Source organism: Streptomyces spiramenti, from assembly GCF_012034385.1.
Classification (GTDB): Bacteria; Actinomycetota; Actinomycetes; order Streptomycetales; family Streptomycetaceae; genus Streptomyces; species Streptomyces spiramenti.
In genome coordinates this window covers 1-26,548 of the sequence record NZ_JAAVJB010000048.1, presented here as the reverse complement: position 1 = coordinate 26,548, position 26,548 = coordinate 1, and the positions used below count along the sequence as shown (strand labels likewise).

Genomic DNA, 26,548 nt, shown 5'->3' with positions numbered 1-26,548 from the left:
CGCCCCGACCGCGCCCCCGGCCACCGACCCCACCGGACCGGACCCCCTGGAGCACCCGGAGCCGGACCGCGTCGCCGACAGCGCCGCCGCGGAGAACCTGCTGCGGTGCTGGGTCCGCGAGACGGGCCTCGTCCCCGACCTCCCCGCGGCCCACGACCCCGGTCCCGGCCACGCCCGGCTGACCGTCCCGCTGCCCGTGAGCGGTACCACCCTGTCCGCCGCCGTCCGCTACTGGTCGCCGACCGGCCACCACCGGTTCGGCCCGCCCGTGCTCACCGGCGCACCCGCGGGCGCCGCGCCCGTGGACGCGGTGACCCTGGCGGCGCTGCTGGTCCGGGAGGGCACCGACCACGCGGGCGGGCGCGCACCCGCCGCCGTCCACACCGAACTCCTCGGCAGGGTGGCCGACTCCACCCGGCGCGTGGGGGAGTTCCTCAGCGCCCGCCGCGCCGCACCGGCGACGCCCCCGGGGACGGTCCCCTTCCTCGACGGGGAGCAGAGCCTCCTCCTCGGCCACCCCCTCCACCCCACCCCCAAGAGCAGGGAGGGGCTCACCGGGCACGAGGCCGCGGACAGCTCCCCGGAGCTGCGCGGCGCCCTGCCCCTGCACTGGTTCGCCGTGCACCGGTCCGCGTACGCCTCCGACAGCGCGTTGTCGGGCCCTGCCGGCACCTCCATCGGCGCCGCCGAACTCCTCGCCCACGCCGCCGGCGTCACTCTCCCTGTGCCCCCGGACTTCCTCCCGCTGGCGCTCCACCCCTGGCAGGCCCGGGACGTGCTGCGGCGCCCCGCCGTGGCGCGCCTCTTCCGCGCCGGGCTGCTGCGCGACCTCGGGCCCCTCGGTGCCCCCTGGTCGCCGACGTCCTCGGTCCGAACCGTGCACCGCGAGGGCTCCCCGGTGATGCTCAAGCTCTCCCTGGGGCTGCGCATCACCAACTCCCGTCGCGAGAACCTCCGCAAGGAACTGCATCGCGGGGTCGAGGTCCACCGGCTCCTCGAAACCGGACTCGGCGCCCGCTGGCGCGCCGCGCAGCCCGCCGGCGGAGGGTTCGACGTGCTCCGGGACCCGGCCTGGGCGGCGGTGGACGACGTGGACGGCACGCCGGTACCCGGGCTCGACCTCGTCATCCGGGACAACCCCTTCGGCCCCGTGACGGACGCCCAGTGCGTCGCCGCGCTGACCGCGCCCAGGCCCTGGCCCGACACCGAACCCGGCCGGCTCACCTCCCGACTGGCCCGGATCGTGGCCGACCGGGCCGTCGCCACCGGCCGCTCGCGCACCGACGTCGCGGTCGAGTGGTTCGCCCGCTACCTGGAGACGGTGGTCCGGCCCGCGCTGTGGCTCGACGCCGTGGGCGGCATCGCGCTGGAGGCGCACCAGCAGAACACCGTGGTGCGGCTCGACGCGGACGGCCTGCCCGACGGCGGCTGGTACCGCGACAACCAGGGCTACTACTTCCGGGAGAGTCACCGACGGGCGCTTTCCGGTCAACTCCTCGGCATCGGCTCGATGTCGGACACCTTCGTACCGGACGAGGTGGCGGACGAGCGCTTCCTCTACTACCTCGGCATCAACAACGTCCTCGGGCTGGTCGGCGCGTTCGGCAGCCAGGGCATCGCCCCCGAACGCCCGCTGCTGGACACCCTCCACGACTTCCTGACCGACCCCGCCCGCGGTGACGGAGCCACCTCCGCCTCCGGCTTCGCGGCGGCGCTGGGCGGCCGTGACGTGCTGCGCTGCAAGGCCAACCTGCTGACGCGGCTGCACGGCATGGACGAGCTGGAGGGCCCGGTCGACGGCCAGTCGGTGTATGTCTCCCTCCCCAACCCGGTGGTGGCCCGGTGAACACCCCCGCACCCCAGGCCGGTCCCGGTGACGGCGCCCGGCTCGTTCCGGCGGGCGGCGCCCTCGGCGACCGCGCCGACGACGACACGGTGGAGCTGCCGCCCACCCCCGGCAGGGCGCCCGGTCTGCCGCTGCCGCCCGCCGAACCCGCCGGCGCGGAACTGCTGGACGCCGTGCACCGGTGGGGCCCGGCCCGCACCCCGCACGGTGAGTTCCGCCTGGTCCCGGTCGTCCCGGAGCGCGACCTCGCGCTGCTGACCGGCTGGATGAACGACCCGGTGACCGCCGAGTTCTGGGAGCTCGACGGCCCCGCGGAGCGCACCGCCGAGCACCTGCGCGCGCAGCTGGACGGCGACGGCCGCAGCGTCCCCTGTCTGGGCACCCTCGACGGGCGGCCCATGAGCTACTGGGAGGTCTACCGCGCGGACCTGGACCCGCTCGCGCGCCACTACCCCGCCCGCCCGCACGACACCGGACTCCACCTGCTCCTCGGTGCCGCCGAGGACCGCGGCCGGGGCACGGGCACCGCGCTGCTGCGCGCCGTCGTGGAGCTGGTGCTCGCCCACCGGCCGCGGTGCGGGCGTCTCATCGCGGAGCCCGACATTCGGAACGTCCGCTCGATCGCCGCATTCCACCGCGCCGGATTCCGTACTCTCCAGGAGAGCGAACTCCCCGACAAACGAGCGGCGCTCGTGGTGCGGGACCGCGACCGCTGACCCAGCCTCCCCTGCCCGTTCCCTCCCGCCCCGCGCACACCGCGTGCCCCGCCGCCCGCTCTTCCGCGGCGGGGCCGCGGCGGACGCGTGACCACCGGCCGCCCGCCGCCGACGTCACCCCTCTCGAAGGAGCGCCAGTGCCCCCCGATCCCGTCCCCTCCGCACTCTCCGCCGACCACACCGGCCTCTCCACCACGGGCCCCGGGCCCGCGCCCCACGCCCCCGCGCCCGGTGCCGACCAGTGGCGCGCCGCGTCCCGCCGGCTCCTCGCCAAGATGCTGGGCGAGCTCTCCTACGAGGAGGTCCTGAACCCCGTCGCCCTGGGCGAGGGCCGGTACGAGCTCGCCGTTCCCGACGGCGGCCCGGCCTACCGCTTCCGCGCGCGCCGCAGCGCCTACGGCCACTGGTCGGTCGACCCGGCCTCGGTCACGCCGGACGCCGACCCGCTCGCCTTCGTGGCCCGCGCACACGACACCCTCCTCGGGCTCACCGGCGACACCACCGGCCACCTCATCCGCGAACTCACCGCGACGCTCAGCGCCGACGCCGTCCTGGCCGCCGGCGCCGTCACCGCCGGCGAACTCGCCGAGCTGGGCTACGGCGAGCTGGAAGGGCACCAGAGCGGCCACCCGTGGCTGGTCGCCAACAAGGGACGCGTCGGCTTCTCCGCCACCGACGCGGCGCACTGGGCCCCGGAGTCGCGCCGCGCCCACCGACTGCCCTGGCTCGCGGTCCACCGCGACCTCGCCACCTACCGCGGCGTGCCCGCGCTCCACGACCCGGCCCGCCTCTACGCCGAAGAACTCCCGCCCGAGACGCGGGAGCTCTTCGCGGACACCGTCCGTGCCGCGGGAGCGGACCCGGACGACTACCTCTGGCTCCCCGTCCACCCGTGGCAGTGGGACAACACGATCGCCCCGCTGTTCGCCTGCCAGATAGCGGAGGGGCTGCTGATCCCCCTCCCCGGCGACGGGGTCCGGCGCCTGGCCCAGCAGTCCATCCGGACCTTCGTCAACGCAGACCGGCCCACCGGACGCAGCGTCAAACTGCCCCTCTCGATCCTCAACACCCTGGTGTGGCGCGGTCTGCCCACCGAACGCACCCTCGCGGCGCCGGCGGTCACCGCCTGGATGCACCGCCTCCGCGACGAGGACCCGTTCCTCGCCGAGGAGACCCGCCCGGTGCTGCTGGGGGAGACCGCCTCCGTCGCCGTCCGCCACCCGCTGTACGACGAGCTGCCCGGCGTCCCCTACCAGTACCGCGAACTCCTCGGCGCCATCTGGCGGGAGCCCGTCGCGCAGTACCTGGAACCCGGTGAACGCGCCCGCACGCTCGCCTCGCTGCTGTCGACGGACGCCGACGGCGGCTCGCTCACCGCTGAGCTGGTCCGGCGGTCCGGTCTGACCGCCCAGGAGTGGCTCGCCCGCCTGCAGGCGGCGCTGCTCCCGCCTCTGCTGCACTTCCTCTACCGCTACGGCACCGTGTTCTCCCCGCACGGCGAGAACACCATCGTGGTGTTCGACGCCGACGACGTTCCCGTTCGCCTCGCCGTGAAGGACTTCGTCGACGACGTCAACATCAGCTCCGAGGCGCTCCCCGAGCTCGACCACATGCCCGACGACGTCCGCGCGGTGCTGTTGACCGAACCCCCCGGGTTCCTCACCCAGTTCATCCACTCCGGGCTCTTCGTCGGCGTCTACCGCTACCTCGCACCGCTGTGCGAGGAGCATCTCGGTTTTCCCGAGGGCGAGTTCTGGTCGCAGGTCCGCGCGGAGGTGCTGCGCTACCAGCAGCGGTTCCCGGAGCTGAAGGACCGCTACGACACCTTCGACATGCTCACCGAGCGGATCGATCGGCTCTGCCTCAACCGCAACCGCCTGTACCTCGACGGCTACCGCGACCGGTCAGAACGTCCGCACGCGGCGGTGCACGGCACCATTCCCAACCCGCTCCACGGCTGACCCGGCCGCGTCCCGGCGGGGGCGGTCACGAGGGGCCGGGGAGTGTCGGTGGCAGCGGTTAGGGTGGCTGCCCTATGAGCGCACCATCGGGCGATCCCAGCCTCTCCGACCTGCTGCACGCCGCCGTCGGCGCCGTCGGTGGCACCGAACGACCAGGTCAGACCGCGATGGCAGGCGCCGTCGCCGAGGCCATCGCGGACGGCACCCATCTGCTGGCCCAAGCCGGCACCGGCACCGGGAAGTCACTCGGCTACCTGGTGCCGGCGCTGGCGCAGGGCGAACGTGTCGTCGTCGCCACGGCGACGCTCGCCCTCCAGCGCCAGCTGGTCGAGCGGGACCTGCCGCGCCTGACCGACGCGCTCCACCCGCTGCTGCGCCGCCGTCCGGAGTTCGCGACGTTGAAGGGGCGCTCCAACTACCTCTGCCTGCACCGGCTGCACGAGGGCGTCCCCTCCGACGACGGCGACGCCCTCTTCGACCCGCTGGAGGCCGCCGCCGAGGCCGGCTCCGGCCCGACGAGCAAGCTCGGCAAAGACCTCCTCCGCATGCGGGACTGGGCGGACGAGACCGAGACGGGCGACCGTGACGCCCTCACCCCGGGCGTCTCCGACAAGGCGTGGTCCCAGGTCTCCGTCTCCTCGCGCGAATGCCTGGGCGCGACCCGGTGCGCCTACGGTCCCGAATGCTTCGCCGAGGCCGCGCGCGAGCGGGCCAAGCTCTCCGACGTCATCGTCACCAACCACGCGCTGCTCGCCATCGACGCCCTCGAAGGCGCGCCGGTGCTGCCCGAGCACGAGGTGCTCATCGTCGACGAGGCGCACGAACTCGTCTCCCGGGTGACCGGGGTCGCCACCGGTGAGCTCGCCCCCGGCGGGGTCTCCCGGGCGGTCCGCCGTTCGACCAAGCTCATCGACGAGAAGGCCGCGGACCAGCTCATGGCGGCGGGGGAGGAGTTCGAGCGCGTCATGGAGCTGGCCCTTCCCGGCCGGCTGGAGGAGGTCCCGGAGGAGCTCGCCCACGCGCTGGCGCTGCTGCGGGACGCCGCCCGGACCGCGGTCACCGCGCTGGGCGGGTCGCGCGAGTCCTCGACCCAGGACGAGGACGCGGTGCGGCGGCAGGCCCGCGCCTCCGTCGAGAACGTCCACGACGTGGCCGAGCGCGTCCTGGCGGGGTCCGAGTACGACGTCGTCTGGTACGAGCGGCACGACCGGTACGGCGCCTCGCTCCGGGTCGCCCCTCTCAACGTCTCGCAGCAGCTGGGCGAGAAGCTCTTCGCCGAACGCTCGGTCATCCTGACCTCGGCGACGCTCAAGCTCGGCGGTGACTTCCACGGTGTGGCCGCCTCGGTGGGGCTGCGTCGTGAGGCCGTCCTCGCGGAGGGCGCCGCACCGGGGGCGGTCGCACCGGCACCGGGGGCGGAGGGGCCGGACGGTCCGGACGGCGGCGGCGAGGCCGAGGAACTGCCGCGGTGGAGGGGGTTGGACGTCGGGTCGCCGTTCGACTACCGGAAGCAGGGCATCCTGTACGTCGCGCGCCGGCTGTCGCCACCGGGGCGCGAGGGGGACCGTGGCGACATGCTGGACGAGTTGGCCGAGCTCGTCGAGGCCGCGGGCGGTCGCACGCTGGGACTGTTCTCCTCGATGCGGGGCGCCCGGGCCGCCGCGGAGGCGATGCGGGGGCGACTGGACGTTCCCGTGCTGCTACAGGGCGAGGACACCCTGGGGGAACTCATCCGGGCGTTTGCCGAGGACGAGGCGACCTGTCTGTTCGGCACGCTGTCGCTCTGGCAGGGCGTCGACGTCCCCGGCCCTGCGTGTCAGCTGGTGGTGATGGACCGTGTGCCGTTCCCGCGGCCCGACGACCCGTTGATGAGCGCGCGTCAGCGCGCGGTGGAGAAGGCCGGCGGCAACGGCTTCATGGCGGTGGCCGCCACCCATGCCGCGCTCCTGATGGCGCAGGGGGCCGGTCGGTTGGTGCGCGCGACGGGGGACCGGGGCGTCGTGGCGGTGCTCGACCCACGCGTGGCGACCGCGCGGTACGGGAGCTTCCTGCGCGCCTCGATGCCCGACTTCTGGTTCACGGCGGACGGCGCGGTGGTGCGGCGTTCACTGGCGGCCATCAACACGAGCGGCGAAGGGTCCGGCGGCTGAGGGCTCGGGGCCGAAGGGTGCGGCACGGAGACTGTGCCGCCCGCTCGGTGACGCGGACGGGCCCCGGAGCCGCGGGGTGCCTGGCGGGCGCCGGGCCGTTCGGCCCGGGCGCGCCCCCACGGGTACCGGCCGTCAGATACGGCGCATGACCGCGACCACCTTGCCGAGGATCGTCGCGTCGCCGCCCGGGATCGGCTGGTAGGCGGAGTTGTGGGGGAGCAGCCAGATCTGGCCGTCCTCGCGCTTGAAGCGCTTCACGGTCGCCTCGCCGTCGAGCATGGCGGCCACGATGTCGCCGTTCTCGGCGACGGGCTGCCGTCGGACGGTGACCCAGTCACCGTCGCAGATGGCGGCCTCGATCATCGAGTCGCCGACCACCTTCAGCACGAACAGCTCGCCGTCGCCGACCAGCTGACGCGGCAGCGGGAAGACGTCCTCGACGGACTCCTCTGCGAGGATCGGACCACCGGCGGCGATCCTGCCCAGCAGGGGGACGTAGGACGCGGCGGGTTTGCCGCCGGCGTCGGCCGGCTGCGGCGTCGGCGTCTCGGCGCCGCGCACCTCGTAGGCGCGGGGGCGGTGCGGGTCACGGCGGAGGAAGCCCTTCCGCTCCAGCGCCATCAGTTGATGGGCCACCGACGAGGTGGAGGAGAGCCCGACGGCCTGGCCGATCTCACGCATGGACGGCGGGTACCCGCGCCGCTGCACGGAGTCGCGGATGACCTCGATCACACGGCGTTGCCGGTCGGTGAGCCCGGAGCTGTCCGCCCGGATGCCGGGGGGGCGCCCCGGCATCGAACGTGCCGCAGGCGGGTCGCCCGCGTGTGCGCCGCCACTGCGGGCCAGCGGAGCCGTGATCGTTTCTTCTGCTGCGGTGGTCATCTCGCCCCTCTCGACTGTTACTCCCTGGCCAGACAACGGTAGTTGCTATCGAAAGGTTGCGCCAAACACACGTTCGAGTGATATTTCATTGATCTGCTCATTTGATCATGCCGGTCGGTGTATGGGTGCTGGTGCGGCGCTCCTCGGCGAGGCCCGTCCCGGCCCCGGTGGTCGCTCCCCTATGCTCGGCACGGATCCCGTCCTCCCGCCGCGCCGCGCCGCGTGTCCATCTGGTGACTCGACCCAAGATCTAGTGGTCGAGCGGGGAGGTGTCACCCACAATTAGTGGTCCCCGGGGTCCGGCCTCGCGGTCGATCACCTATGCTGGGAACCAGCGCGGCGGCCCCGCGGCCGGCACCGGTCGGTCCGTGAACGGCCGCTCCGAACCGAGGAGACCGGACCCATGCACTGTCCCTTCTGCCGGCACAGCGACAGCCGGGTCGTGGACAGCCGCACGGCCGACGACGGCACCACCATCCGCCGCCGCAGGCAGTGCCCGCACTGCTCCCGGCGCTTCACGACGCTGGAGACGGCGGCACTGATGGTGATCAAGCGCAGCGGTGTCACCGAGCCCTTCAGCCGGGACAAGGTCATCGCCGGGGTCCGCAAGGCGTGCCAGGGGCGCCCCGTCACCGAGGACGCCCTCGCGCTCCTCGGACAGCGTGTCGAGGAGGCGCTGCGCGCCACGGGAAGCGCCGAGCTCTCCGCCCACGACGTCGGCCTGGCGATACTGGGCCCGCTGCGGGAGCTCGACCTCGTGGCCTACCTGCGCTTCGCCTCCGTCTACCGGGCGTTCGACAGCCTGGAGGACTTCGAGGCGGCGGTCGCGGAGCTGCGGTCCTCCCGGGACGACCGGCCCGGCACCGACGACGACCCCGCCGGCTGCGACCGCGAGGCGAGCGCCGGAACCGGCTGAGCCGGGACGACGGCCGACAACACCACCACGGCGCCCCGGCCCCTGCCGCGGCGCGCTGACAGAACAGAGCGGTGCCCCGCCCGTCCCACGCGGCGCACGGGGCACATCGGGGCGTTCCACGCCCGATTGGGAGGCGGCATGACAGAGACGACGAGCGGTCCGGCACGGGGCTCCCGTACCAAGGGCGGCAAGAAGGCCAAGCCGGGCAAGGGCCTGCGGATCGAACGCGTCCACACCACCCCCGGCGTGCACCCCTACGACGAGGTCACCTGGCAGCGCCGGGACGTCGTGATGACGAACTGGCGCGACGGCAGCGTCAACTTCGAGCAGCGCGGAGTGGAGTTCCCCGACTTCTGGTCGGTCAACGCCGTCAACATCGTCACCAGCAAGTACTTCCGGGGTGCCGTGGGCACCCCGCAGCGTGAGACCAGCCTGCGGCAGCTGATCGACCGCGTCGTCACCACCTACCGCGCGGCGGGCGAGGAGCACGGCTACTTCGCGACAGCGGAGGAGGCGGAGGTCTTCGAGCACGAGCTCGCGTACGCGGTGCTGCACCAGATCTTCGCGTTCAACTCGCCGGTCTGGTTCAACGTCGGCACTCGGCAGCCGCAGCAGGTGAGCGCCTGCTTCATCCTCTCCGTCGACGACTCCATGGAGTCCATCCTCGACTGGTACAAGGAAGAGGGGATGATCTTCAAGGGCGGTTCCGGGGCAGGGCTCAACCTCTCGCGCATCCGCTCCTCGCGCGAGCTGCTCTCCTCCGGTGGCAACGCCTCCGGCCCGGTCTCCTTCATGCGCGGCGCCGACGCCTCCGCCGGGACCATCAAGTCCGGCGGCGCGACCCGCCGGGCCGCGAAGATGGTCGTCCTGGACGTCGACCACCCCGACATCGAGGCCTTCATCGACACCAAGGTGAAGGAGGAGGAGAAGATCCGCGCGCTGCGCGACGCCGGGTTCGACATGGACCTCGGCGGCGACGACATCACCTCCGTGCAGTACCAGAACGCCAACAACTCGGTGCGGGTGAACGACGCCTTCATGAGCGCGGCCCGCGACGGCGGCAGCTTCGGCCTGCGCGCCCGTATGACGGGTGAGGTCATCGAGGAGGTCGACGCGCGGGGGCTGCTGCGCCGCATGGCGGAGGCCGCCCACGTCTGCGCCGACCCGGGCATCCAGTACGACGACACCATCAACCGCTGGCACACCTGCCCGGAGTCGGGCCGCATCACCGCGTCCAACCCGTGCAGCGAGTACATGCACCTGGACGACACCTCGTGCAACCTCGCCTCGATCAACCTGCTCAAGTTCCTCCGCGACGACGACGAGGGCAACCAGTCCTTCGACGCCGAGCGCTTCGCACGGATCACCGAGCTGATCATCACCGCGATGGACATCTCCATCTGCTTCGCGGACTTCCCCACGGAGAAGATCGCCGAGAACACCCGCGCCTTCCGCCAGCTCGGCATCGGCTACGCCAACCTCGGCGCCCTGCTGATGGCGACCGGCCACGCCTACGACTCCGACGGAGGGCGGGCGCTCGCCGGCTCCATCACCTCCCTGATGACCGGTACCGCCTACCGGCGGTCGGCCGAACTCGCCGGGGTCGTCGGGCCCTACGACGGCTACGACCGCAACAGCGCGGCGCACCGGCAGGTCATGGCGCAGCACGCCGACGCCAACGCCGCCGCGCCGCGCGGTGACGACCTCGACACCCCGGTCTGGTCCGCCGCGACCGAGGCGTGGGCCGATGTGCTGCGGCTGGGGGAGGCGCACGGCTTCCGCAACGCGCAGGCCAGCGTTCTGGCGCCCACCGGCACCATCGGGCTGATGATGGACTGCGACACGACCGGGGTCGAGCCGGACCTCGCGCTGGTCAAGTTCAAGAAGCTGGTCGGCGGCGGCTCGATGCAGATCGTCAACAACACCGTGCCCAAGGCGCTGAAGCGCCTCGGGTACCAGGACGAGCAGGTCGAGGCGATCGTCGCCCACATCGCCGACAACGGCAACGTCGTGGACGCGCCCGGCCTCAAGACCGAGCACTACGAGGTCTTCGACTGCGCCATGGGCGAGCGCTCCATCTCCCCGATGGGGCACGTGCGCATGATGGCCGCGGCGCAGCCGTTCCTCTCCGGCGCCATCTCCAAGACGGTCAACATGCCCGCCTCCTCGACCGTCGACGACGTGGAGGAGATCTACGTCAAGGGCTGGGAGCTCGGGGTGAAGGCCCTGGCCGTCTACGTGGAGAACAGCAAGGTCGGGCAGCCGCTCTCCGCCAAGCGCAAGGACGGCGCGGCATCCGACGCCGCCGCCTCCGGGTCGGCAGCCGCGCCCGCACCGGCACCCGAGAAGGTCGTCGAGTACCGGCCGATCCGCCGTCGGCTGCCCAAGGGGCGGCCCGGCATCACCACCTCCTTCACCGTCGGTGGGGCCGAGGGGTACATGACGGCCAACTCCTACCCGGACGACGGGCTGGGCGAGGTCTTCCTCAAGATGTCCAAGCAGGGATCGACCCTCGCCGGGATGATGGACGCCTTCTCCATCGCGGTCTCCGTCGGCCTCCAGTACGGCGTTCCGCTGGAGACCTACGTCTCCAAGTTCACCAACATGCGGTTCGAGCCGGCCGGTATGACGGACGATCCCGACGTCCGGATGGCCCAGTCGATCGTCGACTACATCTTCCGCCGCCTGGCACTGGACTTCCTGCCGTTCGAGACCCGGTCCGCGCTCGGGATCCACTCGGCGGAGGAGCGGCAGCGCCACCTCGACACCGGCTCCTACGAGCGGGGCATCGAGGAGGTGGACGTGGAGTCCCTCTCCCAGTCGGCACCGAAGGCGCCCGGCCACGCGCCGGGTGAGGCACGCCCCGCCGCGCCGGCCCCCGCGCAGCAGGCGGCCCACAACTCGACGGAGCTCGCGGAGATCCAGCTCGGGCTGAGCGCCGACGCACCGCTGTGCTTCTCCTGCGGTACCAAGATGCGGCGGGCGGGTAGCTGCTACCTCTGCGAGGGCTGCGGCTCCACCAGCGGTTGCAGCTGACGGCGAGTGGTGCCGCCGTCGACTCCCGGTTCACCTTTCCGGTGGACGCGGTGTCGCGGCACTCCGAGGGGACGCCCGCCGCGGCTGCGGCGCGGGGCCGCTCCCTGCCCGGCGGAGGGCCCGGTGCCGCCTGCGCACGGCGATCGCGGTGCCCGGCCGGGCCGTGCCGGGGGAGCCCCCGCGGCCATAGGATGGCGCGGTGCTGGTCAGGTGGATGAGGTGCTCGGTGGTGGACCGCGACCGGTTCGAGCGCGGTCAGCGCAAGTGGGCCGGGCTCCAGGGCGAGCCCGGATTCCGTGGCCAGGGCGGTGGTTGGGGGCGCGGGTCCCCGGACACGGCGCATCTCTTCGGCTTCTGGGAGAGCCGAGCTCTCTACGACTCGTTCATGGCGCGTTCGCACGACCGGCTCGCCGCCTCGCAGGGCGGGAGCTTCCGGGACGCCGAGGTACGTCTCTTCGAGTACCGGTTCGACGTGAAGCTCGGCTTCGAGCCGCGGTTCGACGACGCCGATGTGCTGCGGGTGGCGCACTGTCTCGTGCGGCAGGACCGGGGCGAGCACTTCGCACACATGCAGGCCAAGGTGTGGAATCCGGCGATGGCGGGATCACCCGGCATGCTCCGGGGGGTATTCGCCGCCGCGGAGCGGGTGCGCGAGTTCCTCGTCCTCTCCATGTGGGACAGCGCCGCAGAACGCGCGAAATACCGTCGGGACCGCATCGAGCGGCTGGCCCTGCGCGCCCAGATCGGCGCCGACATCGAGGGGATCGCCGGCGACGTCATCGACGTCGAACGGCGCTGGACCGTCTGACCCCTTCCGGTGGGGGAGCGGCCCCGGGGCGGCGGAGCGCCACGCGGGCCCGGGCGTAAGGTGAGGGGCGCCATGCCATACGAACCGCCCACGCACACCGTCGAACGCTCCCTGCGCGCCACGACCGGCGCCCGTACGGTCGCGGGGGTGGACGAGGTCGGCCGCGGGGCCTGGGCCGGTCCGGTCACCGTCTGTGCGGCCGTCACCGGACTGCGTCGTGCCCCCGAGGGGCTGACGGACTCCAAGTTGCTGACCGTCGCGCGGCGCAACGCCCTGTCCGCCGAACTGACCGATTGGGTGACCGCGTTCGGGCTCGGCCACGCGTCCCCCGAAGAGATCGACGCACTCGGGATGACGGCCGCGCTCCGCCTCGCTGCGGTCCGCGCACTGGACGCCCTGCCCGATCGTCCCGACGCCGTCATCCTCGACGGCAAGCACGACTACCTCGGGGCGCCCTGGCGGGTCCGGACGGTCGTCAAGGGGGACCAGTCCTGTGTGGCGGTCGCCGCCGCCTCGGTCATCGCGAAGGTGCACCGCGACGCGCACCTGGCGGAGATCGGCACGGGGTGCCCGGATTTCGGGTTCGCGAGCAACGCCGGATACCCGGCTCCGGTCCACCGTCGGGCCCTGGAGGAACACGGTCCGACGGAGCACCACCGGAGGAGCTGGGCCTACCTCGACGCGCTGCCCCGCTGGCGCCATCTGCGCCTGCCCGCCCCGCGTGGGGCGGGCGGCCGACCGGCCGAGCCGACCGGCGACGACGGTGCTCAGCTGGGCTTCTTCTGAACCCGGCTTTCCTTGTCAGCCGCCTCGCGGCGGGTGCCGCCGCACCCGGGCATCAGTTCTGGGACGCCAGCACCAACGGCATCACCGCGGTGGCGCCCGCCCGCAGCAGGATGCGTCCGGCGACGGCGACCGTCCAACCGGTGTCGGTGTAGTCGTCCACCAGCAGGACGGGCCCGGCCGCCTTCGCGAGAGCCTCCGTGAGCCCGGGGCCGGGTGCGAGCGAGTCATGGAGGCCGCGCAGTCGTTGAGCACTGTTGCTCCGGGGACCGGCGCCGCCCGTCGCCTCGACGGTGCCCAGCAGCGGCAGTCTGCCGACCTCGGCGATGCGCGCACCGAGGGACCCCACCAGTCGGGGCCGGGTGTGCGAAGCGACGGTGACCACACCGACCGGGCGGGGTGCTGAGACATCGCCGGCGGCCCAGCCACCCGGGCCCCGTGCCCAGTCGGTGAGAACGGTGACCACCGCCCGCACCACGTCGTCCGGGACCTCCTGGTCGGGGGTCCGGGGGGCGAGCAGCGGGCGCAGCCGGTTGCCCCAGCCGATGTCGGACAGCCGACCGAGGGCGCGCCCCGGCGCGGTCTGCTCCCCTGCCGGGATCTTGCCCTTCAGTTCCAGCCCGACCGCGCCCAGGCCCGTGGGCCACATCTTGCGCGGCTCCACCGTCACGCCCGGCCGTCCGAGGTCCGCCCGGGCGGCGTCCAGCGCCTGGTCCGAGACGTCCGCCGAGAATCCGTGCCCGCTGCACCGGTCGCATCGGCCGCACGGCCCGGCGTCCGTGTCGTCCAGCTGCCGCCGGAGGAACTCCATCCGGCAGCCGTCCGTGGCGGCGTAGTCGCGCATGGCCTGCTGCTCCGCCTTCCGCTGCCCGGCGACCCAGTCATAGCGCTCGTGGTCGTAGTGCCACGGCGCCCCGGTCGACTCCCAGCCGCCGCGGACGCGTCGCACCGCACCGTCCACGTCCAGGACCTTCAGCATCATCTCCAGCCGGTTGCGCCGCAGGTCGACCAGCGGCTCCATCGCGGGCAGCGACAGCGGCCGGCCCGCCTCGGCGAGGACGGCGAGGGTCCGGCGCACCTGCTCCTCGGACGGGAACGCCAGGGAGGCGAAGTAGCTCCAGATCGCCTCGTCCTCGCGGCCCGGCAGCAGCAGTACCTCCGCGTGCTCCACGCCGCGGCCCGCGCGGCCGATCTGCTGGTAGTAGGCGATGGGGGAGGACGGGGAGCCCAGATGCACCACGAACCCCAGGTCGGGTTTGTCGAAACCCATGCCGAGGGCGGAGGTGGCCACCAGCGCCTTCACCCGGTTGGCCAGCAGGTCCGCCTCGGCCGACTCCCGGTCGGCGTTCTCCGTGCGTCCGGTGTACGAGAGGACGGTGTGCCCGCGCTCACGCAGGTAGGAGGTGACCTCCTCGGCGGCGGCGACCGTCAGCGCGTAGATGATCCCGGATCCCGGGAGCTCTCCGATGTGGTTGTCCAGCCACGCGAGCCGGTGTGCGGCGTCGGGCAGCGCGAGGACCGACAACCGCAGACTCTCCCGGTCCAGGGTGCCCCGCAGCACCAGCGCGCTGCCCGACTCGTGGGTCCCCAGCTGCTCGGCGATGTCGGCGGTCACGCGTGCGTTGGCCGTCGCGGTGGTCGCGAGCACCGGGACACCGGCGGGGAGTTCACGCAGCATGGTGCGCAGTCGCCGGTAGTCGGGACGGAAGTCGTGACCCCAGTCGGAGATGCAGTGGGCCTCGTCCACGACGAGCAGGCCGGTCGCGGCGGTCAGGCTGGGCAGGACGTTGTCGCGGAAGTCCGGGTTGTTGAGGCGTTCGGGACTGACCAGCAGGACGTCCACCAGCCCTTCGGTGACCTCCTGCTGGATGGACCCCCATTCCTCGGGGTTGGCCGAGTTGATGGTGCGCGCGGTGATACCGGCCTGCCGGGCGGCGGCGATCTGGTTGCGCATGAGCGCGAGCAGCGGCGACACGATCACGGTGGGCCCGCCGCCCCGGGCGCGGAGCAGCGACGTCGCGACGAAGTAGACGGCGGACTTCCCCCAGCCGGTGCGCTGGACCACGAGTGCTCGGCGCCGGTCGGCGACGAGCGCCTCGACGGCCCGCCACTGGTCCTCGCGAAGGGTCGCGCCCGGCGCGCCCACCAGTCGGGCGAGAACGGCGTCCGCCGCCGCGCGCAGCTCTCCGGAGGGTGGGGCGGGGGTGGGGTCTGGCTGAGGAGCGTCCATGGGCCCATGCAAGCCGATCGGCACCGGTGAACGCCAACCGGCCCTGTGGACGAGCGGGCGTTTCATTCGACCGGTATGACCATGTACGGCGCCTGTGGAGAACTTTCGGCACGGCCGGCGGGGAGCGGCCACCGTGACGGCATGCATCACAACGAAGCCACCGAGCCCAGCCCCGTCGACACCACCCCCGGCTCCCGCGGGCACACCTCCGACACCGCCGACACCCCCGGGCCGCCCGACGCCGACGTGCTCCCCGCGCCGCACGCCCAGGACCCGGCGGGCGCGGGCGACGACTCCCGGGTGACGCTGCGCGGCCCCGGCGAGCTCGCCGACGCGCTGCCCTACCTCCTCGGCTACTACCCCGACGACTCGATCGTGCTCGTCGCGCTCCACGGCCCTCGCCACCGTGTCGGAGGTCGCGTACGCACCGCCCTGCCGCAGTCCCCGGCCGCCTGGGACGACACCGTCCGTGAGATGGTCTCCTGCCTGTCGGAAGGCAGCGCCGCCCGAACCGGACCGCCCGGCGCCATGGTGGTCTACCTCTGCCAGGACCCAGGCAAGGACGAGACTCCCACCCAGGTCATGGAGCGACTGCGCCCGCTCGCACAGGTGGTGCGCACCACCTGCGGCGCGCGCGACGTGCCCGTCCTGGAGGCGCTCTGTGTGAGCGGTGGTCGCTACTTCTCCTACTGCTGCCCCGAAGGTTCCTGCTGCCCGCCCGACGGCTTCCCGCTGCGCGAGGAGCGGACCCCGACCATCGCCGCAGCGGCGGCCTACGCGGGCGTCCACGTCCAGGGCTCCCTGAGGGACCTGGAACGACGCGTCCGGCCGCTCGGCGAGCCCGTGGCCGGTCGGCAGCTCCACGCCTTCGACGTCACGGCCAGGGCCCTCGTGCCGCGCATGCTGGCCCGGGGCGACGCCGCGGAAGCGGTGAGGGCCGAGACGCTGAACGCCGCCGAGCGGGTCCTCACCCGCTACCGGCGCGGAGGGCTCGTGGGCGGGGACCCCGGGGCGGCGGACTCCCGTGACGACTCCCTGCTCACCTCGCACGAGGCCGCGGCGCTGGTGCTCGGCCTGCAGGACCGCGTCACGCGGGACCGAGCCGCCCGGTGGATGGAGGGAGACCGAGGACGGGAGGCAGCACGGCTCTGGCGGGCCCTCGCGCGCCGGTGCGTCGGGGCCTTCGAGGGGCACGCACCCGCCCCGCTGACCCTCGCGGGGTGGACGACATGGTCCCTGGGCGAGGAGGCAGCCGCACGGGTCGCGATCGGCCGGGCCCTCGAACTCGACCCCGACTACACCTTCGCGCGCCTGCTGCACCACGCGGTTAACGACGGTATGGACCCGGAGCCGTTGCGCCGGTGCATGCGGGACGCGGGAACCTCGGGGACGCCCTGACAGAACCCGGCGGACAACTATGATCACCGCATGTCCTACGAGCCGTCAGACTATCCGCCGTTCGCTGTCACCGTGGATCTGGTCGTGCTCACCGTGCGGCGACATGCGTTGTCGGCCCTGGTCGTCCGCCGGGGTGAGGATCCGTACCGCGGTTGGTGGGGGCTCCCCGGGGGGTTCGTGCTGGAGGACGAGGACCTCGGCTCCGCGGCGGCGCGGGAACTCGCGGAGGAGACCGGCCTCCAGGCGTACGGCCCCGGCAGCGGGGACGCCGGCGTTCACCTGGAACAGTTGGCGACGTACGGGGAGCCCGGACGGGACCCGCGGATGCGCGTGGTCAGCGTCGCGCACCTCGTCCTCGCGCCGGACCTCCCGGCGCCCGTCGCAGGCGGCGACGCCGGAGGGGCCACCTGGATGCGGGTCGACCAAATCCTCCACGGGGACGGGGCGGTGGTGGCGGAGCACGAAGGCCGTGAACCCCTCGCGTTCGACCACGACCGCATCCTCGCGGACGGGGTGGAGCGCGCGCGGGCCAAGCTGGAGTACAGCGCGCTCGCGGCGGCCTTCTGCGGCCCGGAGTTCACGGTCGGCGAGCTGCGCCGGGTCTACGAGGCGGTGTGGGGCGTCGTGCTCGACCCGCGCAACTTCCACCGCAAGGTCACGGGCACCCCCGGCTTCCTGGTTCCCACCGGAGGAACCACCACCCGCCAGGGCGGGCGGCCCGCGCAGCTCTTCCGAGCCGGCGCGGCCACCGTCCTGAACCCGCCGATGCTGCGCCCCGAGGTCTGACCGGCCCCTCTCGGACGTGGGGACCCGGTTCGGGTGGCTGGGGCGCCGCCTCCGGGCCGCCCTTCCCTGGGTCCTGTCTGGTGAACAGCGTCGCGGGCCGGGCGGGAATACCGGACAGGGCCGAGCGGGGCTGGGGCGCCGGGGACGGCCCTGGGGCTCCACCGCGACGGCCCTCCGTACGGAAGCGCGTGCCGCGTTCGTGGCCGCGCGGGCCGGTGGCACGGCGGCTGTCGGGCGACGCCATGCCGTTCGGTCCGCGGGTGCTCGGCGCGCCCTTCCCGAGCCCCGCGGCCCGCTCGCCCACGTCGTGTCGCCCACGGGATCCACCCGACGCGGTCGGAGCACCGCGCTCTCGGCACCCACCGCCGCTCGTCGCACACTGCACCTGGTGCGGTGCGGTGCGGTGCGGTGCGGTGCGGTGCGGTGACGACCGGACCGCACCGGACGCCGGGCAGAACAGTTCCCCGCCGGGCCGCCGGCCCGCCGGCGTGGCGACGACGGCACGGTGGGAGGGGCCTCCCCTCCGCCCACGGGCGGGTCACCGGCCGGGGTGTGCGGCGGGGGCGCCCAGCGGTCTGCCGGTAGCTACGCGAAGTGCGCCGTCGGAGTGACACCGGCGGCCGTCGACCCCCGGGGACGGTCCCTGCCGAGGCCGCGCCGTGCTGGGACCGCCCGCTCGCCACCCCGACCGTCGATGACAACTACTGCGCACCGCAGAATATTTGTCCGCTTTGCGGTAATTAGTCGTCAATTATACGGTCGGGGAACATCACCCTTTCGTGTGCTTTTCACCAAAGACCTCAAGCGAGCGGCGAGCACCGCCGACAAAGGATGCGTGACTACCCTTGCGCAGACCATGATGAACGCCGCTCGCCCCTCCGTCGCAGGTTCGGGTGAGTTCGACCGCTACTCCTACGCCGAGTCCACCGGCTCCTCACGCACCACCAGCGCCCCCGCGTGGGACGGGGCCGACTCGGACCTGGGGCGGATGGGGCGCCGTGCGCCGGGCAACCGGGGGCGCGGCCTGCACGGTCAGCTGGTCCAGCAGCTGGGGCAGATGATCGTCTCCGGGGACCTGGGCGCCGACCGCCCCCTGGTCCCCGAGGAGATCGGGCAGCGTTTCGAGGTCTCCCGCACCGTGGTCCGCGAATCGCTGCGGGTGCTCGAGGCCAAGGGGCTCGTGAGCGCCCGGCCGAACGTGGGTACCCGGGTCCGCCCGGTCGCCGACTGGAACCTGCTCGACCCCGACATCATCGAGTGGCGCGCCTTCGGCCCACAGCGTGAGGACCAGCGCCGCGAGCTCTGCGAGCTCCGCTGGACGATCGAGCCCCTCGCGGCCCGCCTCGCGGCCGGTCACAGTGACGACGAGGTGCGCCAGCGCCTCGGCGACATGGTCGACATCATGAACCACGCCCTCGCGCAGGGGGACGGTCTCACCTTCTCCCGTGCGGACGCCGAGTTCCACACCCTGCTGCTCCAGGCCGCCGGCAACAAGATGCTGGAGCACCTCTCGGGCATCGTCGGGGCAGCCCTGCAGGTCTCCGGCGGCGCCCCCGCCGCGTGCGAGCACCCCACCGAGATCTCGGTCGGGCACCACCAGCGGATCGTGGACGCGGTGGGCGCCGCGGAGCCGGTAGCTGCGGAGATGGCCGTGCGGCAGCTGTTGGCGCCCAGCTCGGAGGCGGCGCTCTCCGGCGCGGGTCAGGAGCGCGTGGTGCCCGCACCGCGTGAGCACTGAAGCGTCGCGGGTGTCGCCGGTGCCGGTCCTGCGTGGCCGGCACCGGCCGCATTCGCCGGCTGCCCGCTACAGTCGGAAGAGCGGTGTGACTCGGGACACGCGAAATGCGGCGTAACACTTCGGGGAGCAGCGCGATGACTCATAGGTAGCAGCCGGGAGGACCGGCGCCGGATCCACTCCGACGCCGTCGCCCGAGCCGCTCACCGAATCCGGTGGCCGTCCGGCCTGCCGGTCGCGGTGTCGCTCTCCCGGGTGGCACCGAAGCCGTTCCCAAAGTTCCGAGAGGTTGTTCGTGTCGGCCAGCACTCCCCGTACGATCCCTGCCGAGATCGCCGAAGCCGGTTCTGTGATGGCGCTCATCGAGCGGGGCAAGGCCGAAGGGCAGGTCGCTGGTGACGACATCCGCCGGGCTTTCGAAGCCGATCAGATCCCGTCCTCCCAGTGGAAGAACGTTCTCCGCAGCCTCAACCAGATCCTGGACGAGGAGGGGGTGACGCTGATGGTGAGCGCGGCCGAGTCGCCGAAGCGCTCGCGCAAGAGCGTCGCCGCCAAGTCGGCGTCCAAGCGGACGACCACCAGGACGGTCGCGGCCAAGACGGTCTCCGCCCCCCAGACCGCCACCGCCTCGGTGGGCGACACCGCCGAGGGCGACGGGACCGCCGCGAAGAAGGCGACCGCCAAGAAGGCCACGGCGAAGAAGACCACCGCCAAGAAGGCCACGGCGAAGAAGACCACCGCCAAGAAGACCGCGTCCAAGCGCACCGCGGACGACGTGGACCTGCCCGACGAGGCAGAGCTCGCCGACGGTCCGCCTCGCAAGGGCGCGGACGGCAAGGTCGAGGGCGAGGGCAAGGAGGCCGAGGGCTTCGTGCTCTCGGACGAGGACGAGGACGACGCCCCCGCGCAGCAGGTCGCGGCGGCCGGTGCCACCGCCGACCCGGTCAAGGACTACCTCAAGCAGATCGGCAAGGTCCCGCTGCTCAACGCCGAGCAGGAGGTCGAGCTCGCCAAGCGCATCGAGGCAGGCCTGTTCGCAGAGGACAAGCTGGCCACCGCGGACAAGATCGCGCCGAAGCTGAAGCGCGAGCTGGAGATCATCGCCGAGGACGGCCGGCGGGCCAAGAACCACCTGCTGGAGGCGAACCTCCGGCTCGTGGTGTCGCTCGCCAAGCGGTACACCGGCCGCGGCATGCTCTTCCTGGACCTCATCCAGGAGGGCAACCTCGGTCTGATCCGCGCGGTCGAGAAGTTCGACTACACCAAGGGCTACAAGTTCTCGACCTACGCCACGTGGTGGATCCGCCAGGCGATCACCCGGGCCATGGCCGATCAGGCCCGCACCATCCGCATCCCGGTGCACATGGTCGAGGTCATCAACAAGCTCGCCCGCGTGCAGCGCCAGATGCTCCAGGACCTGGGCCGTGAGCCCACGCCGGAGGAGCTGGCCAAGGAACTCGACATGACGCCGGAGAAGGTCGTCGAGGTCCAGAAGTACGGTCGCGAGCCGATCTCCCTGCACACCCCGCTCGGCGAGGACGGCGACAGCGAGTTCGGTGACCTCATCGAGGACTCCGAGGCCGTGGTTCCGGCGGACGCGGTGAGCTTCACCCTGTTGCAGGAGCAGCTGCACTCGGTGCTCGACACGCTCAGCGAGCGTGAGGCGGGTGTGGTGTCGATGCGGTTCGGCCTCACCGACGGTCAGCCCAAGACGCTCGACGAGATCGGCAAGGTCTACGGCGTGACGCGTGAGCGCATCCGGCAGATCGAGTCGAAGACCATGTCGAAGCTGCGGCACCCCTCGCGTTCGCAGGTCCTGCGGGACTACCTCGACTGATGCCGGGCCGCGGACCCCGCGGGGTCCGCACCGGTCCGAAGGCCGCCACCCCGGTACGCCGGGGTGGCGGCCTTCGTCGTGTCCGCCGCCGCGGCCCGACGCGGGTGGCGGCCCCGGCGAGCGTTGCGCCGACCGGGTGATCCGGCCCGCCGCCGGGCATGGTTGCGCCGGACGGGTGACGCTCCCGGTGGTCACCGCCCCGGTGGCCCCGGACGGACGGGGACGGGTCCGTTGCCGGAGGTCCTTCGGGCGTGCCGGGGCGAGCGCCGGCGGGTCCCAGGACGACCGTCGCCGTACGGGTGGAAGGTTCGCCCGATCGGGTATCCGGGATGCGCGGCGCCGGGCGGTGGACGACCCTGGGTGATCAGACAAACCCGTTCGGTCAGGAGATTGCATGCGTCGTCTGCCCAGACTGCTACTCGCCGCGTCCGCGCTGTCGTTGCCCCTCACCGTGCTGCCCGGTGCGCCCGTCTCGGCGGGGGAACTGGTGGTGGGCGGCCAGCCCGTCCGCGCCGAGGACCACCCGTGGACGGTGGCGCTCAGCAGCCGTGACCAGTTCGGGCCGGACCGTTCCGGCCAGTTCTGCGGGGGCGTGGTGGTCGCCCCGCGGACCGTCGCCACCGCCGCCCACTGCCTGGGTGCGGGCGGCCAGACGGAGGCCGAGCTGCCCGCCGATCTCTCGGTGGTCGCCGGCCGCAGTGACCTCGGTCGCGGGGGTGACGCGGTGGGGGAGGAGGTGGCTGTCGCCTCCGCCTGGGTCCACCCCGAGTACGACGACAGCCGCCAGACGCACGACCTGGCGCTGCTCACGTTGGAGTCCGACCTTCCCGAGTCCTACGTGATCCGCCCCGCGCCGCAGGGGCACGAGGCGTACCGGGAGGGCAACGACGCCCAGGTGTACGGCTGGGGGGACACCACTGGGGAGGGGGACTACTCCCGGTACCTGCTGGGTGCCGATGTGCGGATGATCTCGGACGAGGACTGTGCCGCCGCCTACCCGTCGGGGAGTCCCCGCTTCGAGGGGTCGGTGATGGTCTGCGCCGGCCTCGCGGAGGGGGGCTCGGACGCGTGCCAGGGCGACAGCGGTGGCCCGCTGGTGGCGGACGGTCTGCTGGTGGGGCTGGTCTCGTGGGGCAGCGGCTGCGCCCTGCCGGAGCGACCAGGGGTGTACACCCGCGGGTCCCTCGTGGGGGACGCCCTGGCCGTTCAGCAGGCTGCCGGAGACGCCTGAGCGCACGGTGAGGTGTGGGGGGTCCGGTCACCGGAGGGTGGCCGCACCCCGCTGTCGCGCCCGCAGCGTCCTCGACCGTCGGCCGGCGGGGAGCCGGGGGCCCGCGCGTGAGCGGTGCGGTCCGCCGCGGTCACCGGCCGCGACGCGAGGGGGGTGCCATGAGGAAGCGGGCGGCGGCAGCCCCGTGAGGGGTGCCTCCGCCCGCCCTGATGCTCAGCCCGTCGGATGGGTCGGGACGCGAAGCGTCGTTCCCGTTGGTGCGGCAGGCCGCAGAGTCAGCGCTCCTCGTTGTTCGCGGGTTCGGGAGTCGCGGTGAGCTTCTCCGTCTCGTCCTGTATCTCCGCGGCGATCTTCTGGAGCTCGGGGGAGAACTTACGGCCGTGGTGGGCGCAGAACAGCAGCTCCCCGCCGCTCACGAGCACGACGCGCAGGTACGCCTGGGCGCCGCAGCGGTCGCAGCGGTCAGCGGCCGTCAGCGGGGTCGCGGGTGTCAGAACTGTAGTCACGTCGCCTCTTCTCTAGCTCGACGAGCTGTCGTACCAGGGTCAACATCCAACCAGGCCGAAAACGTTCCCGCTCGCGGCTTTTTCTTCGGGACCTCTCGCATCGGCCGATACCTCCCGAAGCGGCTGAACGCTGCCGGGTGGCGGCGAAAGAGCCGTATGTGCGTTGGGTGCTCCGTGTCAGCCGTGTCGAAACACGGTGAGAGGGTCTTTCCGGTCTTTCGGTCCTGCGGTGCTGATGTCGGCCGCCCCGTGCTGGCCGCCGCCGACATCGTCCTCGTGAACAAGGACGTGCCCGGAGCCTAAATGGTTCATGCCTCGAAGGGAACGCGATGTCCACCTCACCCGATCGAGTTTTCGAACGCCTGTACCACTCTGGGGTACCCTGATCGCGCTCTCGGGTGGCCTGCTCACCAGCGCTACCAAGCCTCGGTACCCTCTGAGCGGCGAACCCGCCACCCCAGCAGAATTCAGCGAGGAGCGAACTGCGTGACCGCCGACACATCCGCCCCGACGACCGCACTGCTAACCGGCGGTGACACCGGGAGCAACTACACCGCGCGGCACCTGCTCGTCCTGGAAGGGCTGGAGGCGGTCCGGAAGCGCCCCGGCATGTACATCGGCTCCACCGACAGCCGCGGGCTCATGCACTGCCTCTGGGAGATCATCGACAACTCGGTCGACGAGGCGCTCGGCGGGCACTGCGACCACATCGAGGTGCTGCTCCATGAGGACGGCTCCGTCGAGGTGCGTGACAACGGGCGCGGCATCCCCGTCGACGTCGAGCCGAAGACCGGCCTCTCGGGGGTCGAGGTCGTCATGACCAAGCTGCACGCCGGTGGCAAGTTCGGAGGCGGCTCCTACGCCGCCTCCGGCGGTCTCCACGGCGTGGGCGCCTCGGTGGTGAACGCGCTCTCGGCCCGGCTCGACGTCGAGGTGGACCGCGGAGGTCGCACGCACGCCGTCAGCTTCCGCCGCGGCACCCCGGGGATCTTCACCCGGAAGGGCCCCGACGCGCCCTTCGACCCGGCCGGCGGACTCGTCGCCGGTCGGAAGATCGCGAAGAGCCGCACCGGCACCAGGGTGCGGTACTGGGCCGACCGGCAGATCTTCCTCCGGGACGCCCGGCTCTCCCTCGACACGCTCTACGGCCGCGCCCGGCAGACCGCCTTTCTCGTGCCCGGCCTGACCATCGTGGTGCGAGACGAGCGCCAGCTCGGTGAGGACGGCACCGGGGCCACGACCGAGACCTTCCACTACGACGGCGGCATCGGCGAGTTCTGCGAGTTCCTCGCCCCCGACAAGCCGATCAGCGACGTCCTGCGGCTCCGCGGCTCCGGCACCTTCAAGGAGACCGTGCCGGTCCTGGACGACCGCGGCCACATGATCCCCACCGAGGTCCGCCGCGACCTCGAGGTGGACGTGGCGATGCGCTGGGGGACCGGGTACGACTCGACCCTGAAGTCGTTCGTCAACATCATCGCCACCCCCAAGGGCGGCACGCACGTCGCCGGATTCGAGCGGGCCGTCACGCGCACCGTGAACGAGGTGCTGCGCTCGGCCAAGCTGCTGCGCGTCGCCGAGGACGACGTCACCAAGGACGACGCCCTGGAGGGGCTGACCTCGGTCGTGACGGTGCGGCTCGCCGAGCCGCAGTTCGAGGGGCAGACCAAGGAGGTCCTCGGCACCTCCGCCGCCGCCCGGATCGTCGGCCAGGTCGTGGCCAAGGAGCTCAAGGCGTTCCTCACCTCCACCAAGCGGGACGACAAGCAGCAGGCCCGCACCGTGCTGGAGAAGACCGTCGCCGCGGCCCGGACCCGGATCGCGGCCCGGCAGCACAAGGAGGCGCAGCGGCGCAAGACCGCGTTGGAGTCGTCCGCGCTCCCCGCGAAACTCGCGGACTGCCGCAGCGACGACGTCGAGCGCAGCGAGCTCTTCATCGTCGAGGGCGACAGCGCGCTGGGAACGGCGAAACTGGCCCGGAACTCCGAGTTCCAGGCGCTGCTCCCGATCCGCGGCAAGATCCTCAACGTTCAGAAGTCCTCGGTCTCCGACATGCTGAAGAACGCCGAGTGCAGCGCGATCATCCAGGTCATAGGGGCCGGCTCCGGTCGGACCTTCGACATCGACCAGGCGCGCTACGGGAAGGTGATCTTCCTCGCGGACGCGGACGTGGACGGCGCCCACATCCGTTGCCTGCTGCTGACGCTCTTCCAGCGCTACATGCGTCCCATGGTCGAGGAGGGCCGAGTCTTCTCCGCGGTACCCCCGCTGCACCGCATCGAGCTGACCCATCCCCGCAAGGGGCAGGACAAGTACGTCTACACCTACTCCGACCGGGAGCTGCGCGACACCCTGGCGAGGCTGGAGCAGGAGGGCGTCCGCTTCAAGGAGTCCGTCCAGCGCTACAAGGGCCTCGGCGAGATGGACGCCGACCAGCTCGCGGAGACCACGATGGACCCGCGGTACCGGACACTGCGCCGTATCAACATCAGTGATCTGGACGCGGCCGAGCAGTCGTTCGCCCTGCTGATGGGCAACGAGGTCGCGCCGCGCCGGGAGTTCATCACCAACTCGGCAGCGACCCTCGACCGCTCGCGCATCGACACCTGACCGCGGCCTCCACCGCGACCCGACCGGCGGGGGCCGGACCGCTTCACGTGGGTCCGGCCCCCCCCGGTTCTCCGCTCCGCGGTCCCCGCGTCGGGGGTCAGCCGGCGGGGGCGGGCAGCAGCGGCCGGACGGCGAGGACGTCCATACGCGACTGCGGCAGCGCCGCGGCGCCGCAGCTCGCGGGCGACGCGGGAAGGCTGACGCGCTCCGTCACCGTCACCTCCCAGTGCCGCCGCCCGTCGAGCCGGGCGACCGTCACCCGCCACCGGCCGCGCGCCCTCTCGCCTGCTGTCCGGTCTCCGTCCGTGCCGACCACGTCGACGACCTCCAGGGCGTCGGCACGCGGATCGGTCTCGTGCCGTCGGACGGCGAGTTCGGCGGCCTGCGCCGGGCGCGGCCAGGCGCTGCGCCCACGACAGCCGTCGATGACCGTGCGGCCCCGGGCCAGCTCCGCGAGGACGTGCTGCGCCGTCGCCGCCGACATCCGGCCCCAGGCGTAGCCGTGGGGCAGGGTCAGCATGGTCGGCGAGAACCGGTGGCCGCCGATGTGGGTGGTCTCCCAGGTGTCGTGGCCCGCGACGGTCAGCTCGGCGGCCAGCGGCCGTCCCAGCATCGCGCAGCACCGGTCGCGCCGGCCGTTGGTGCACACCAGTGCGACGGGCCCGCCCGGGTGGGGCTCGCCGAAGCCGCCGTGGTCGCCGGCGGCCAGCGCCGGCAGGTCCAGACCGCGCAGCTCCCCGGGGTCGCCGGTCAGGGCGGTGCGGACCCAGGACCGCCCGGGGGCGGTGTGGGCGAGGAGGACGCGGCGTGCGGCCCCGCGGCCGGTGTCCCGCCCCGGGCGGCGGATGAGCGCGGCCCGGACGCCGGTCTCGGGCGCCGACTCCAGGAACCGCCCCAGCGCGGGATCGAGCCGGCTCTGGGTGAGCGCCTTGGCGCCCCAGGGGCCGGGCTGCTCCAGTAGCAGCCAGGTGCGGGCGGTGGCGGCGGTCCCGGCGAGGGACTCGGCCTGGTCGCGCGAGGCGTCGACAGGACGGCAGCGTCCTGGTCGCCCTGCAGAACGACACCGCGACCGGCGACCTCAGCCGCGACCTCGCCGACGTGCTGCTGCGGGCCCTGG

16 protein-coding genes and 3 pseudogenes are annotated in these 26,548 nt (G+C 72.8%); 15 read left to right on the top strand and 4 right to left on the bottom strand.

Features of this window, described 5'->3' with window-relative positions:
• The 4 genes from HCJ92_RS08835 to HCJ92_RS08820 form a co-directional block, all read left to right on the top strand.
• Nucleotides 1-1,846, top strand: a 1,846-nt coding sequence (locus HCJ92_RS08835; protein ID WP_167932913.1) for an IucA/IucC family protein, incomplete at its 5' end; no start/stop codon positions are given.
• On the top strand, nucleotides 1,843-2,562 hold the full coding sequence (locus HCJ92_RS08830; RefSeq protein WP_167932912.1) for a GNAT family N-acetyltransferase: 720 nt from the start codon (nucleotides 1,843-1,845) through the stop codon (nucleotides 2,560-2,562). The genes HCJ92_RS08835 and HCJ92_RS08830, both read left to right, overlap by 4 nt.
• A gap of 137 nt (nucleotides 2,563-2,699) precedes the next feature.
• Entirely contained in the window at nucleotides 2,700-4,523 is a 1,824-nt protein-coding gene (locus tag HCJ92_RS08825; protein WP_338054084.1) for an IucA/IucC family protein, read from the top strand.
• 74 nt (nucleotides 4,524-4,597) lie between these two features.
• A complete protein-coding gene (locus HCJ92_RS08820) occupies nucleotides 4,598-6,673 on the top strand; it encodes an ATP-dependent DNA helicase (protein WP_167932911.1) in 2,076 nt (691 codons plus the stop codon).
• 132 nt (nucleotides 6,674-6,805) lie between these two features.
• Here HCJ92_RS08820 and lexA read toward each other — a convergent pair.
• Nucleotides 6,806-7,477 (bottom strand): annotated as a pseudogene (gene lexA, locus HCJ92_RS08815) (transcriptional repressor LexA); the annotation flags it as partial.
• Nucleotides 7,478-7,958: 481 nt separating this feature from the next.
• On the opposite strand from lexA, the gene nrdR reads away from it, so the two are divergent.
• The 4 genes from nrdR to HCJ92_RS08795 all read left to right on the top strand — a co-directional run bounded on the left by nrdR (nucleotide 7,959) and on the right by HCJ92_RS08795 (nucleotide 13,101).
• Nucleotides 7,959-8,471, top strand: coding sequence for a transcriptional regulator NrdR (gene nrdR, locus HCJ92_RS08810; RefSeq protein WP_167932909.1), 513 nt, complete (start codon nucleotides 7,959-7,961; stop codon nucleotides 8,469-8,471).
• A gap of 138 nt (nucleotides 8,472-8,609) precedes the next feature.
• Nucleotides 8,610-11,507, top strand: coding sequence for a vitamin B12-dependent ribonucleotide reductase (locus HCJ92_RS08805; protein ID WP_167932908.1), 2,898 nt, complete (start codon nucleotides 8,610-8,612; stop codon nucleotides 11,505-11,507).
• A 199-nt stretch (nucleotides 11,508-11,706) separates the two neighbouring features.
• Entirely contained in the window at nucleotides 11,707-12,315 is a 609-nt protein-coding gene (locus HCJ92_RS08800; protein ID WP_167932907.1) for a DUF4937 domain-containing protein, read from the top strand.
• A gap of 72 nt (nucleotides 12,316-12,387) precedes the next feature.
• A complete protein-coding gene (locus HCJ92_RS08795) occupies nucleotides 12,388-13,101 on the top strand; it encodes a ribonuclease HII (RefSeq protein WP_167932906.1) in 714 nt (237 codons plus the stop codon).
• Nucleotides 13,102-13,153: 52 nt separating this feature from the next.
• Here HCJ92_RS08795 and HCJ92_RS08790 read toward each other — a convergent pair whose 3' ends face one another.
• Nucleotides 13,154-15,328 carry a RecQ family ATP-dependent DNA helicase gene (locus tag HCJ92_RS08790; protein ID WP_167932905.1) on the bottom strand — a complete coding sequence of 725 codons (2,175 nt, stop codon included), beginning with the start codon at nucleotides 15,326-15,328 and terminating at the stop codon, nucleotides 13,154-13,156.
• Nucleotides 15,329-15,469: 141 nt separating this feature from the next.
• Here HCJ92_RS08790 and HCJ92_RS08785 point away from each other — a divergent pair, with 141 nt between their 5' ends.
• The 5 genes from HCJ92_RS08785 (at nucleotide 15,470) to HCJ92_RS08765 (ending at nucleotide 22,315) form a co-directional block, all read left to right on the top strand.
• A complete protein-coding gene (locus HCJ92_RS08785) occupies nucleotides 15,470-16,726 on the top strand; it encodes a DUF4192 domain-containing protein (protein ID WP_167932904.1) in 1,257 nt (418 codons plus the stop codon).
• 30 nt (nucleotides 16,727-16,756) lie between these two features.
• Nucleotides 16,757-17,512 carry an NUDIX hydrolase gene (locus HCJ92_RS08780; RefSeq protein ID WP_167932903.1) on the top strand — a complete coding sequence of 252 codons (756 nt, stop codon included), beginning with the start codon at nucleotides 16,757-16,759 and terminating at the stop codon, nucleotides 17,510-17,512.
• A gap of 781 nt (nucleotides 17,513-18,293) precedes the next feature.
• A complete protein-coding gene (locus HCJ92_RS08775) occupies nucleotides 18,294-19,250 on the top strand; it encodes an FCD domain-containing protein (protein ID WP_167932902.1) in 957 nt (318 codons plus the stop codon).
• A gap of 286 nt (nucleotides 19,251-19,536) precedes the next feature.
• Complete coding sequence (locus HCJ92_RS08770; RefSeq protein ID WP_167932901.1) at nucleotides 19,537-21,084, top strand: RNA polymerase sigma factor; 1,548 nt, start codon at nucleotides 19,537-19,539, stop codon at nucleotides 21,082-21,084.
• 394 nt (nucleotides 21,085-21,478) lie between these two features.
• Nucleotides 21,479-22,315 (top strand): serine protease, encoded by an 837-nt coding sequence (locus HCJ92_RS08765; protein WP_167932900.1) that lies wholly within the window; start codon nucleotides 21,479-21,481, stop codon nucleotides 22,313-22,315.
• A 275-nt stretch (nucleotides 22,316-22,590) separates the two neighbouring features.
• Here the strand turns inward: HCJ92_RS08765 and HCJ92_RS08760 are convergent, their stop codons facing one another.
• The gene (locus HCJ92_RS08760) at nucleotides 22,591-22,821 is read right to left on the bottom strand and encodes a DUF7455 domain-containing protein (protein ID WP_167932899.1); all 231 of its coding nucleotides are present in this window, start codon (nucleotides 22,819-22,821) and stop codon (nucleotides 22,591-22,593) included.
• A gap of 486 nt (nucleotides 22,822-23,307) precedes the next feature.
• On the opposite strand from HCJ92_RS08760, the gene HCJ92_RS08755 reads away from it, so the two are divergent.
• A complete protein-coding gene (locus HCJ92_RS08755; protein WP_167932898.1) occupies nucleotides 23,308-25,431 on the top strand; it encodes a DNA gyrase subunit B in 2,124 nt (707 codons plus the stop codon).
• 97 nt (nucleotides 25,432-25,528) lie between these two features.
• Here HCJ92_RS08755 and HCJ92_RS08750 read toward each other — a convergent pair.
• Nucleotides 25,529-26,449, bottom strand: a pseudogene (locus HCJ92_RS08750) (sucrase ferredoxin); the annotation flags it as partial.
• On the opposite strand from HCJ92_RS08750, the pseudogene HCJ92_RS24795 reads away from it, so the two are divergent.
• A pseudogene (locus tag HCJ92_RS24795) lies at nucleotides 26,446-26,548 on the top strand (DUF5926 family protein); the annotation flags it as partial. The pseudogenes HCJ92_RS08750 and HCJ92_RS24795 overlap by 4 nt on opposite strands.